Origin of the sequence: Aliiruegeria lutimaris, assembly GCF_900099935.1 — a bacterium.
In the GTDB taxonomy this organism is placed as follows: Bacteria; Pseudomonadota; Alphaproteobacteria; order Rhodobacterales; family Rhodobacteraceae; genus Tropicimonas; species Tropicimonas lutimaris.
In genome coordinates, this window is record NZ_FNEK01000111.1 from 1 (window position 1) to 11,721 (window position 11,721).

The following is an 11,721-nucleotide window of genomic DNA, read 5'->3' on the forward strand; positions in this document are numbered from 1 at the left end:
GTCCGTCTTGCCGCGCTTCACATAAGGTTTGACATAGGCCGCCGGCATGAGCCGAACATCATGGCCAAGCTTGCGCAGTTCGCGACCCCAGTGATGGGCTGAACCGCAAGCCTCCATTCCAACCACACAGCGTGGCAATGTCTCGAAGAAGGCGAGCAGCTTCGCGCGTTTGATTTTCTTGTTGATGATCTTACGCCCGGTAGCCGAAACGCAGTGCACCTGAAAAACGTCCTTGGCCAAATCCAGGCCCACCGTCTTTACTGTCATTGGATGGCTCCTTTCCTCGCAGTCGATGACAACTGCACTTTGGCACGTTCGATGCCGGTGGAGCAGGAGCCATCCACCTCATCCGCTTTGCGCAGGTTCCGGACCTCTATGGTGGAACTTGCCCACGAGTTGAACTGGCGAAGCCCAAGCTGGCGACCTTGCCGACCTAGCGGCCGTTCGCTGCGATGGAGAAATAGGAGACGACGCCTTCGCGGCATCGGTCAAGAAGGGCGGAAAGCGGAATTTAGCGGCGACTGCGTAACCATAGGCACCTTACCAAGAAAGCGGACGTTGGTCCTCGTTAGACGGACTACTGCAGCTATTCTTAGCTCTTTGTCGTAGTCCGAGTCCCCTGCGTCTTGCAATTTGTTCAACTTGACGCTCCAGCTGTTGAAGCTGCTTCGTCAGAAATCCGTTCGATGGCGGGCGCAATGCCCTCAGGCGAAAATCCGAAGACTTCGTGTCTGGAACTGCATCCGATCAAGATGGCGAAAGCCCCGCCTTAGCATCGCCGATTGATTGAATTTCAGGGTTCAATGCGCAGCCGGATCATGTAGCCGCCCGCAGAAATTTCTGCTGCAGGCAGCAGTTGTGGTTTTGAATGCTCGATATCAACCATCGGGCAAAGGCGTCATCGACGGCAGGGCTGCCTGGTACCGCCGTTTCCCCTCCGGCCAATTTGCCTTCAGGAAAGCCAGGATTGCGGGAATCTCCGGGTCTGCGAGAACGCCTTCGAAGGCAGGCATGTCGCTTTCGTAGCCGGGTACCACTGCGCCGATGCCGAACTTTGTCATGGCGAAGAGGTCTGCATCGGAATGGGTGTACGTGTGCCCCGTTCCGTCTTGTGGAGGTGCGGGCATTCGACCGGTTTCCAGCCGCCGCCGCCAGTTTGGCTGCCCCTCCCGATTCTCGCCGTGACAACTCGTGCAATTCTCGGCATAGAGCGCCTCCCCGGTCTGGATCTGGTCGGGAGACACGGGTTCGCCGAGAGAGCGCAATTCGGTGGTTTCGGCAATGGCTGCGCTCGAAAGCGCCGCCGCGGCGATGGAGAGGTGAAGCGTCAAGACTACACCTCGAAGCAAGTTCCTCCGGAATGTTCCGCCCAGTTTGCACGGCCTACTCATTCGAGTAGACTGCGACGCCCTCGGGCGCATAGGAATACACCTTCAGGGTACCAACCTTGTCCGGCGACATGCCCGGTGAGTTCTGCGGCATGCCCGGCAGCACGAGGCCCGTTATCGCCGGTCTTTCGGCGAGCAGCCGGTCGATGATCTCGGCCGGGATATGCCCATGGACGCCATAGCCGCCGACCTCGGCGTGGTGGCATGACAGGCCGCGCTCCGGCACACCGGCGGCGATTGCCCGCGCGGCCACATCGGTTTCCTCGACAATCGTTACGTCGTAGCCCTTCTCTTGCATATACTCCGCCCAGGCCGAGCAGCAGCCGCAGCTTGGGTCGCGAAAGACGGTGATGGCTTCACCGGCAAAAGCCGGGGTCGCGGCGAGGAGTGCGAGTGTGAGTGCGAGTTTCTTCATGGGGATCTCCATCAGAGGATCGTGCTTTCGGACTAGGTTTCGCCGCCATCGCGGCTATAGGTAAGGCCATTTTCCGTTGCTGCGACGAGTGCAAGGGGATCGGATGGGTCGACCGCGAGGGCGATCGCGTCGAGCGTGTTTACCTTTCGCCAAACCACGCCGGCGTCGGTCGTTGTCCAGATGCCGGAGGACAGGGCCGCGTAGAGCGCGCCGGGCGCGACTGCTGGAGATACCAGCGCGCGAACCGGTTCTTCAACCGGTTCTCCAGCAGGCAGCGGTGCCATTTCAGGGGCTTCGCCACCTTCGATCAGTGCGTCGAGCGCGTTTCCGGGCTGCACGTCCTGCCATCGGCAGAAACAGTCGGGCAAGCGCTGCAGACCGGCGGTGGTTCCCGCATAGAGCCAGATACCACCCATGCCGCTTGCGAGGTCGACCGCGGCGAGCGACAGCACATCCCGCTCTGCCTCGGCGAGGAAGGGGCGATCCATGACGAACTCCCAGCTCTCGCCGGCATCCTCACTCCGCCACAACCCGTCGCCCGCGATGGCAGCGTAGAGTGTATCGGCCTGCTGCGCGGCTGTTGCGAGCGCGTCGATGGTTGCACCGGGAAGACCCGTCCCGGCCTTGCGCCAGCTTTCGCCACCGTATTCGGACACGGCCAACCCGCCGCCTTCAAGCGCAGCGATCACGCGGTCTGGGCGCTCCGGGTGGACGGTCAAAGCCGTAAGCCGCCGGTCCGGCCCGATGCTTTCGCGCCATGTGGCACCGCCGTCCTCGCTCCGCAGAAGGCTGTATCCGGCGGCATGGACGGTGCCGCCTGCGAAGGCGAGTGCGCCGGTTCGAAGGGTAGTCGTCGCGAAGAGCGGACGCGCCGACCCCACGATCCAGGCTCCCGTGGCTGCACCGAGGAAGGTGCGCCGGGAGATCCCGTCTGTCATTGATATGGTCATTTTCGCTTTTCCGAAATTGGGGCCGCATTGGCCGGAAGGCCCGCGGTATCGTTCCCGTCAGCTGCGCCGGAGCCCGGCGCGGAGAGTCAGTTCGGAAATTGGGATCGAGGTGGTGAAGTCGCTGGTGGGTCTGACCGCCCCGGCATGACTGCGCGGCGGTTCTCCTGTTCAGTCACTTTCTTAGCATCGGTTGCTATGCCGATGCTCGGAAGGACTGCTAAAACGAGCGACACGCAATCGCCGACATAACCAGTGCCGTTCTCCATGTCGTCGCAGCCGTCGCAGGCAGTCATCGCTTCGGAATGTACGGTGTCCATCACTGCAGCCATCGCGCCGAAGGACGCTGCCTGTGCCACCGACCCCAAAAGGAAAGCGGTGAGCAAACCGATGCAGAACAGGTTGAGCAGGCGCGTCATGGCCGGGAGTTTCTCTGTCCGATGCGGAATTGTCGATGCGTCATGGATGCAATTCGCCGTGACTGGAGACTTGTCATTAGACCGGCAATGTTACTGTAGCTTTCAGCCCGCCGCCCTCCCGGTTTTCAAGCGAGATGTCGCCGCCATGCGACTGCACGATCGTTCGGGCGATTGACAGCCCCAGACCCGTTCCGCCGGTGTCCCGGGATCGTGACGTTTCGAGCCGGACGAAGGGATCGAAGACATGCTCCAGTTGATCCTCGGGAATCCCCGGTCCGCGATCTTCAACGGCGACACGTGCGGACTCCCCGTCGCGCCAGACGCGAATATCAGCCTGTCCCCCATAGCGGACGGCGTTCTCGATCAGGTTTCTCAGGGTGCGGCGCATCGATGTCTGGCGGAGCCGCACCGGGATCGAACCGGATGAGGCATGGAGTTTCACCACATCCGCGGGTGCGTCCATGTCGGCAACCAACGCGGCGACAAGTTCCGCAAGATCGACCGTCTCGACGGGTTCGGAATTCGAGACGCCGCGCGCGAAGGCGAGCGTGCTCTCGACCATTTCCTGCATTTCTTCGGTCGTCGCGATGATCCGTTCTCGGGTCTCGTCCTCCTCAACCATCTCGGCGCGGACGCGCAGGGCCGTCAACGGCGAGCGCAGATCGTGGCTCAGCGCCGCGAGCAGCCGTGTTCGGTCGTCGACGAAGCGCCGGATTCGTTCCTGCATCTGGTTGAAGGCGACGGTCAGGCTGCGCATCTCGTCTGGCCCCGAGGGCGTGATGGCCCGAGCCTCGGCGCCTCGTCCGAATTCCTCCGCCGACCGGGCCAATCCCCGAAGGGGACCCGTCAGCTGCCCCAAGGCAATCCAGACGGTGGCGCCGATCAGGATCGCCGAAACCCCGAAGGTCGCGACTGCCGTCCAGGCAAGTTGATAAGGCGGGCGATGGAAACGGGTCAGGACGTTGAGCCATGAACCATTCGCCATCGCGATGGAAATCTTCATCTCCACCGAAGAAATCGGAACAGGCTGCATGGCCCGGTGCATCTGGGCCATTTGGCCGGGCATGCCGGGCATCGGCGGAGGCTGGTCGTCTGCCTGATGCAACTCCAGGCGGACCTCCGGCAAAGGTGTCGCCCCGATCTGCGCAGCGATCTGGCCCGCCAACAGCTCGGTGCCATGGCCCGCGTGATCGACGGCCGGGGTCAGGGCCAGCGAAAAACGCACAAGCGGGGAGTCGGCCGCCCGCAGGATCGAGGCATGAAGGTCCTCGGGGGCCTCGTCGATCAGCCGGGCGACGTTCGCCGCACGGCTGGTCGCCTCCTGCCCGAGCGCTGTGCGCAGCGCCATCTCGCGCTCGTCGGCGAAGAACCACGCGACCAATGCCTGTGCCACCGCAAGGGTCAGCAGGATCAGCAGAAGCAACTGCCCTCGCAGGGATCCAGGGAAAAGCCGCCTCATGTCTCAACCTTCACGTCGGTTGCGAAGCTGTATCCGCCGCCCCGGACGGTGGTGATCAGGCCAGGTCGGGCCGGGTCTTCCTCGATCTTCCTGCGAAGACGGCTCACCTGGTTGTCAATGGTGCGGTCGAAGACATGGGCGGCGCGGCCGGAGGTTAGTTCGAGCAATTGATCCCGGCTCAGCACGAAACGTGGCCGTTCGAGAAAAACCGTCAGCAGCCGGAACTCCGCCGTGGTCAGGTGAACCTCGCGCCCGTCGGCATGGCGCAATTCCTGCCGGTCAGTGTCGAGCGTCCAGCCCGCGAAATGCACCCGATGACTGGTTAGGCTGCCGGCATGCGCCTCGGCACGCCCGCTGCGCCTCAGGATCGCCTTGATCCGGGCCAGCAGTTCGCGCGGGTTGAAGGGTTTGGGCAGATAGTCATCCGCGCCTACCTCCAGCCCGATGATCCGGTCGGTCTCTTCGCCAAGTGCCGTCAGCATGAGGATCGGGACGGTGCCATCCGCGCTCAGACGGCGGCAGACCGAGATCCCGTCCTCGCCGGGCATCATCACATCGAGCACGATGAGGTCGAAGCGACCGGTCTTCAGCTTCGCGTCCATCTCCACGGCATCCCGTGCGGTACTGGCACGCATGCCGTTGCGCTCCAGATACCGGCTCACGGCATCGCGGATCTCGCGGTGGTCATCCACAATCAGGATATGCGGTATGTCCGTCATGCTCCTCGTTTAGCGCATCAAAACTGGAGTTGCGCAGGAATATGGTCGCGGAAGGTATCAACCTGCCGATTTTGCGACAAACCGATACAAATCTCTTCCCGATTGGCATCATGCTGCGACACGCGTCTCCCAGATTGGTGTCATCCGAACGAGGACACACAGGAGACGTGGTCATGAAACGCTCAAGAAAGATCGCCGTCGCGCTGGCCTCGGTCGCCGTTGTCGGCGCTGCCATCGCCATTCCGGCACTGGCCCACGGGCCGCAGGGCGGTGGTTGGATGCAAGGCTGGCAAGGCGGACCGGGCATGATGCGTGGCCCGGGCGGCTATGGCGGAATGGGGCCGGCCATGATGGGTGATCCGGACTTCATGGAACACATGCAGGAAATGCACAGCCAGATGGGCGGCTTTGGCGGCCCCGGTATGATGGGCGGAGCCCCCGGCATGGGCATGATGGGCGGATCGTTTGGCCCGGGTATGATGGGTGGTCCCGGTGGCCCCGGCATGATGGGCACCGTCTTCGGTGATCTCGATGCCGATGGTGACGGAACGGTCACACCCGACGAGGCACGCGCAGGCATGCAGGCAGCGCTGGCGCAATATGACAGCAACGGCGACGGCACCCTTTCGCTGGACGAATTCGAAGCGCTCCACAGCAGCACGATCCGCCCGATGATGGTGGACCGTTTCCAGGCCCTCGACGCGGACGGTGACGGCCAGGTGACCAAGGAGGAGATCGCTGCGCCAGCCGACTGGATGGCCCAGATGCAGGCCACACATGCCGCGTTCTGGCAGAATTGTCCGTGGCTGCAAGGTGACGACGACACGTCCGAGGGCAACAACTGATTGCATTGACGGTCGGCCTATACCTGGGCCGACCGCGCTTCACCGCAGGAAAGGAGACAGCGGATGACTCACGACCTGACACGCAGCTTGCTGATCGTTGCCGCGCTGGCGACGCCGTCGCTTGCACAGGCCCACGGTCCGGGTCCTGGCAATCAACAGGGTCCCGGATGGAACGGTTGGCAAAACCCGCCTTGTGCAACGACTGGCATAGCAGTTCTGCCCTGCGGGGCGACGCCCGGCGCAAGAGGATATGGCCCCTACGGGACCGGCATGCCGGGCCCGGCCGCAGGCCATGGACCGCAGATGATGCAGCAATACCGGATTGTGCCGCGTCGGGGAACGAACTGGCCACGTTGGCTAGGAGGCGGTTCCGGCTGGAACTGGCGAAACTGATCCAGTGATGGAACGCTTCGCTGTGAAAAGCGTCACCGGCAGGAAAGGACGAGACGATGATGAATGGATATAGTCACAGTTGGGGCATGGGATTTGGCGGTATCTGGATGATCTTGCTGATCATCGTGACGCTTCTGGCGATCCTCGCGCTTGTAAAGTACCTGATGAAGTGATGCCATTGCCTGCGCAAACGGATTACTCAACGCTTGCCCGGACGCTTTTCTCAAAGTAGCCTGTTCAGATCCGGTTCTCCCGTCAGGCACAAAGTGCCGGGAGACTAAAAGGGAATTCGGAGGGACGGTACCCATACCGGGCCGTCCTGACCGAAGCCGCCCCCGCGACTGTGAGCGGAGAGTGCGGGCCAACGATGCCACTTGCGTTGCGCAGGGAAGGCCGGCCCACACAGAGACCCGCGAGCCAGGAGACCTGCCGGATCATTGAAACTCGAAACTGTCGGGTGTGACAGTGAAAGGAGCTACATCATGATCGCTGCACTTCAACAGAAGGCAATTCTCGGCACCTCAAAACGCCACATGGCCATACTGGTTTGCGGTATTCTCGGCCTCGGGCTCATCACCGTCGCGGGGAATGTCCAGGCCTCGGCATTGCATGCCGCCGCCCACGATGTGCGCCACGCCAACGGCTTTGCCTGCCACTAACCTATGATCCTGAAAAGTCTGACCAGCGGCATCGTCGCTGGGGCTGCAGCAGGCCTGTTCACGGGCCTGCTGCAGCTTGCATTAGTGCAGCCTGTGCTGCTCCACGCCGAGCTCTACGAGACTGGTGCGCTCGTACATCGTGGGGCGGAGGCCGTTTCGGCTCGATGGGAATGGAGCGGGATAGACCCGGCGCGAGACGGGTTGAGCCTGCTCTTCTCCATGCTGATCTTTGCCGGATACGGGCTGCTGCTGACGGCCGCGATGTCGCTGGCAACGGAGGGCGAGACGTCCATCTCACCTCGGGCCGGGGCGATCTGGGGCGTTTGCGGCTTCGTGGCGGCGCAACTTGCGCCCGCGTTCTCCCTGCCGCCTGAAGTGCCGGGGGCTGCGCATATCGACCTCTCGCAACGGCAGATCTGGTGGTACGCGACTGTAGCCGTCACCGCCGTAGCCCTTTGGCTTCTGGCCTTCGGCCGAAGCAATTGGCACGCATTGGCCGCTATCGTTCTTCTGCTCGCCCCGCACGTAATCGGCGCGCCGCAGCCCGAACATTTCGAAGGACCGGTGCCGCAGGAACTTGCGGCGCTGTTCGCCAGCCGGGCCCTCGGCGCCGGGCTGGCCGGTTGGACCGTTCTCGGTGCAACCCTTGCTTGGCTCCGAAAACACTCTGCGGAAAGCTCCGTTTGAGTCGGGCAAAACCTCCCGAAAGACCGAGATCAGATCTCCACCTTCCTGAGCCGGAGCGAGTTCAGAACGACCGATATCGATGAGGCGCTCATCGCGAAGGCGGCAAACATCGGGCTGATCAGGATTCCGAGGAACGGGAACAGGATGCCTGCTGCGATGGGCACTCCCACCGCGTTGTAGATCAGCGCGAAGAAAAGGTTCTGGCGGATGTTGCGCATCGTTGCGTGCGCGAGACGCCGCGCCCGCACGATGCCGTCGAGATTGCCCTTCGCCAGGGTAAACCCCGCGCTCTCGATCGCCACGTCGGCTCCGGTGCCCATCGCAATGCCTACATCGGCCTGCGCCAGCGCGGGCGCGTCGTTCACCCCATCGCCGGCCATCGTAACCTTGCGCCCGGAGTTCTGAAGCTCGCGGATGATCGCCGCCTTGTCCTTCGGCAGGACCTCGGCGCGGATTTCGTCGATCCCCAGCCGGCCTGCGACCGCCTTCGCCGTCCGCTCGTTGTCGCCAGTGGCCATGATGATGCGGAAGCCTAGCTCATGGAGCGTCCGGAGCGCGTCGGGCGTCGTTTCTTTCACCGGGTCGGCGACACTGACCAGCCCGGCGACCGCGCCGTCGATCACGACGAACATCACCGTCTCGCCCTCGTCGCGTCGGACATCCGCCATTTCCGAGGCTCCTCCGGCGTCCAGTCCAAGTTCCTCGATCATCCGGGCGTTCCCAAGCGCGACCGGCCGCCCGTCGACCGTGCCCTTCACGCCCATGCCCGTGACCGCCTCGAAATCGGCGGCATCGGCCAGATCCACGTCGCGATCCTCAGCACCACGCACGATAGCCTCGGCCAGCGGATGTTCGGAACCGCGTTCGAGGGAAGCCGCGAGGCGAAGGAGTTCGGTCTCGTCATGTCTCTCCTCGGGATAGATCCCGACCAGCCGGGGCTTGCCCTCGGTCAGGGTTCCGGTCTTGTCCACGATCAGCGTGTCGACCTTTTCGAACCGCTCGAGCGCTTCGGCGTTTTTGATCAGCACGCCAGCCTGCGCCCCGCGTCCGGTGGCGGTCATGATCGACATCGGCGTGGCCAGCCCGAGCGCGCATGGGCAGGCGATGATGAGAACGGAGACGGCGGCGATCAGCGCATATGAGAGCGCCGGCGCCGGACCCCAGATGGCCCAGCCGATGAAGGCCAGAATGGCCACACCGATCACTGCGGGAACAAACCAGCCCGATACCTTGTCGGCATATTTCTGGATCGGCGCGCGGCTGCGTTGGGCCTGCGCCACCATATCGACGATCTGGCTCAGGACCGTGTCGGCGCCCACATGCTCCGCCTCGATGATCAGGCTTCCGGTTCCGTTGATCGTTGCTCCCGTCACCGGGTCTCCCTCGATCTTCTCCACCGGGACCGGCTCGCCGCTGATCATGCTCTCGTCAACCGACGAGCGTCCATCGACAACCTTTCCGTCCACCGGCACCTTGTCGCCGGGGCGAACACGAATCCGGTCCCCGACCTGGATCTCTTCCAGCGGAATTTCCTCTTCGCTGCCGTCGTCCCGGATGATGCGCGCCGTCTTGGCCGCCATGTCGAGCAGCGCCCGGATCGCCTTGCCTGTCCCTTCACGCGCGCGCAACTCCATCAACTGACCCAGCAGAACTAGCACGACGATCACCGCAGCGGCCTCGAAATAGACAGCGACATGCCCCTCGGCATCCCGAAACCCTTCGGGAAAGATGCCAGGCGCCAGCACGGCCACGGTGCTGAAGATCCAGGCCGCCGAGACGCCCATGGCGATCAGCGAGAACATGTTCAGGTTCATCGAGCGGAAGGAATTCCAGCCACGCACAAGGAACGGCCAGCCGCTCCAGAACACGACGGGGGTCCCGAGCGCAAACTCGGCCCACAGCGCAGCGCGCTCGCCAAGCGCTGCCCGGATACCGCCAAGCCCGACCATCGGTCCCATCGCCAGTACCAGAAGCGGCACGGACAATACGGCGCCAACCCAGAAACGTTGGGTGAAATCGACAAGCTCCGGGTTCGGGCCGGTTTCTTCCACCGTGGCTGTTTCAAGTTCCAGTCCCATGCCGCAGATCGGACAGGAGCCCGGTGAGGTCTGCCGGACCTGAGGATGCATCGGGCATGTATAGACGGGGCCGGCATTATCTTTCGGTACTATGTCGAAACTGTCGTGTGAAACGTCGGCACCGTGGCCGTGCTCATCAGCTTCCGTCCCATCAGGTGCCAGCACCATTCCGCATTTAGGACATTTTCCTGGCGTCGCTTGCCGAATCTCGGGATGCATCGGGCAAACATATCCGTTCGCCTGTTCCTTGAGCGCTTCCATCTGGCAACCTCCTGTGTGTGCGCTTGGCCGCCCGGACGCGCTCCTCGTGCTGCAACATGCGACTTGCCGGGCCTGTGGCTTACCGAACTGGAGCGCCGACATGCTTGGTGCGCAGCACTCTCCTGCATTCTTGCGAAAGGAACGCGTCTAACCGCTTGATGTTTAATCTGGACCTTCCAGCAGATGGAAGCTCAAGCATCGCGAATTCACCTTTTCGTTACGCCCACTCGGTTGACCCTCCAACGCAGGAAGGTCTTGCACTGCCATTTGGCGGCCAAGGAAGTCCGGATTCAACGGGATATCAAAGCCATGAAATTTCCCGCGAAATGGGCGCGGTTGTCGCCAATGAAGTTTGAAACACCAGGCGGGTTCGTTTCCGACGCAGGAGCCGCCGTTGCGGGGAGCATTGATGAACATAACGAAACGTTTTGAAGGTAACGGCCTGTCGTTCGTATTGACGTTTTCCGTAGCAAGTTCAATCTCGGTTGGCACCGTTCCAAGTCTACTCGTTGCTGACGCATCGGAACCTCTCCGCCAACCTCAGGAAGTCGATATCGCCGCCGGCGGAACGCTCCATCGAGAAAATTGCGCTTCCTGTCATGGTGCCGAGCTCGAAGGCCAGACTGATTGGCAGTCCTCTGGCGAGGATGGTCCGGCGCCGCCCCACCGCACGACCATACTGGTTATACCTGGCATCATGGGGACGCGCTGCTATTCACCTATACCAAGCTCGGGGGCGCCGAGGCGCTGGCGCAACAAGGTGTGGAGTCCGAGAGCGGCATGCCAGGATTTGGCGACAACCTGAGCGACCAGGAAATATGGAACATCATCTCCTACATAGAATCCAAATGGCCAGATCGGATCCGCGAAATTCAAGCGACACGAACCGAGGCAGAACAAATGCAACTGGGAAATTGACATCAACGAAGCGAATCGTGTTTGAAACTGCCGCAGACATGACCAGAGAGAAGCCTTCGGACAACGAGTCCACATCACTCAAGAGCGCTCTACAACGCCCGAACCTCATAGGTTGCAATCCAGGCAACGAAAGTCCGGAATGACGAACTGCAGTGCAGCAGCGCTTTTGAACCGAAAATGGCCTGTGTGGATGGCTCCTGCATTGCAAGAGATTTCTGTGGTCGCGATGGTCTGTCAGTACAGTCGTGTGTCCGGCCTGTTAGTGTGGCGGTTGCCACTGGCCTTGATGAGTTCCGCAAGTAAGGTTCCAATCGGCTTAACGACCTCGAGGGCCATGCCGTTCGACGGAGTGTCCTTACTTTTGGTTGACTTCATTTCGCATCATCACATCAAGCGTCTTGCATCTCTTGGCAGCATCAGGCGATTGGCTGCCGGTATTCTTCTCGTTTTGTCAGTATTGCCCAGATGATCCGGGCGGACTTGTTGGCCATGGCTACAGTAGCGAGCCTGAAGGGTTTCTCGGCGAGCACTTT

Annotated in this window: 11 protein-coding genes, 2 pseudogenes and 1 riboswitch; of the genes and pseudogenes, 4 read left to right on the forward strand and 9 right to left on the reverse strand. The window is 62.1% G+C overall.

What is annotated here, in order from left to right:
- The 7 genes and pseudogenes from BLR85_RS26235 to BLR85_RS26265 form a co-directional block, all read right to left on the reverse strand.
- Nucleotides 1-267: pseudogene (locus tag BLR85_RS26235) on the reverse strand (IS110 family transposase); the annotation flags it as partial.
- A 611-nt stretch (nucleotides 268-878) separates the two neighbouring features.
- Nucleotides 879-1,331, reverse strand: a complete 453-nt coding sequence (locus tag BLR85_RS26240) for a c-type cytochrome (RefSeq protein ID WP_244520884.1) — start codon at nucleotides 1,329-1,331, stop codon at nucleotides 879-881.
- 52 nt (nucleotides 1,332-1,383) lie between these two features.
- The gene (locus tag BLR85_RS26245) at nucleotides 1,384-1,803 is read right to left on the reverse strand and encodes a DUF411 domain-containing protein (protein WP_093164392.1); all 420 of its coding nucleotides are present in this window, start codon (nucleotides 1,801-1,803) and stop codon (nucleotides 1,384-1,386) included.
- Between the two features lie 32 nt (nucleotides 1,804-1,835).
- Nucleotides 1,836-2,753, reverse strand: a complete 918-nt coding sequence (locus BLR85_RS26250; protein WP_139188565.1) for a WD40/YVTN/BNR-like repeat-containing protein — start codon at nucleotides 2,751-2,753, stop codon at nucleotides 1,836-1,838.
- A gap of 86 nt (nucleotides 2,754-2,839) precedes the next feature.
- Nucleotides 2,840-3,169, reverse strand: a complete 330-nt coding sequence (locus BLR85_RS26255) for a hypothetical protein (protein WP_093164382.1) — start codon at nucleotides 3,167-3,169, stop codon at nucleotides 2,840-2,842.
- A gap of 76 nt (nucleotides 3,170-3,245) precedes the next feature.
- Nucleotides 3,246-4,628, reverse strand: a complete 1,383-nt coding sequence (locus tag BLR85_RS26260; RefSeq protein WP_093164384.1) for an ATP-binding protein — start codon at nucleotides 4,626-4,628, stop codon at nucleotides 3,246-3,248.
- A complete protein-coding gene (locus BLR85_RS26265; protein WP_093164386.1) occupies nucleotides 4,625-5,347 on the reverse strand; it encodes a response regulator in 723 nt (240 codons plus the stop codon). The genes BLR85_RS26260 and BLR85_RS26265 overlap by 4 nt, the downstream gene beginning before the upstream one ends.
- A gap of 173 nt (nucleotides 5,348-5,520) precedes the next feature.
- Here BLR85_RS26265 and BLR85_RS26270 point away from each other — a divergent pair, with 173 nt between their 5' ends.
- From BLR85_RS26270 to BLR85_RS26280, 3 genes are all read left to right on the forward strand, one after another.
- Nucleotides 5,521-6,192, forward strand: a complete 672-nt coding sequence (locus BLR85_RS26270) for an EF-hand domain-containing protein (protein ID WP_244520885.1) — start codon at nucleotides 5,521-5,523, stop codon at nucleotides 6,190-6,192.
- 620 nt (nucleotides 6,193-6,812) lie between these two features.
- A riboswitch (cobalamin riboswitch) is annotated at nucleotides 6,813-7,033 on the forward strand.
- Between the two features lie 34 nt (nucleotides 7,034-7,067).
- Entirely contained in the window at nucleotides 7,068-7,244 is a 177-nt protein-coding gene (locus BLR85_RS26275) for a CbtB domain-containing protein (protein ID WP_170844784.1), read from the forward strand.
- Between the two features lie 3 nt (nucleotides 7,245-7,247).
- Nucleotides 7,248-7,931, forward strand: coding sequence for a CbtA family protein (locus tag BLR85_RS26280; RefSeq protein WP_093164388.1), 684 nt, complete (start codon nucleotides 7,248-7,250; stop codon nucleotides 7,929-7,931).
- A 29-nt stretch (nucleotides 7,932-7,960) separates the two neighbouring features.
- Here the strand turns inward: BLR85_RS26280 and BLR85_RS26285 are convergent, their stop codons facing one another.
- A complete protein-coding gene (locus BLR85_RS26285; protein ID WP_170844786.1) occupies nucleotides 7,961-10,228 on the reverse strand; it encodes a copper-transporting P-type ATPase in 2,268 nt (755 codons plus the stop codon).
- Between the two features lie 669 nt (nucleotides 10,229-10,897).
- Between BLR85_RS26285 and BLR85_RS30645 the strand changes: the two genes are divergently transcribed.
- A complete protein-coding gene (locus tag BLR85_RS30645) occupies nucleotides 10,898-11,188 on the forward strand; it encodes a c-type cytochrome (protein WP_425284512.1) in 291 nt (96 codons plus the stop codon).
- A 416-nt stretch (nucleotides 11,189-11,604) separates the two neighbouring features.
- On the opposite strand, the pseudogene BLR85_RS30120 reads toward BLR85_RS30645, so the two are convergent.
- Nucleotides 11,605-11,721, reverse strand: a pseudogene (locus tag BLR85_RS30120) (IS110 family transposase); the annotation flags it as partial.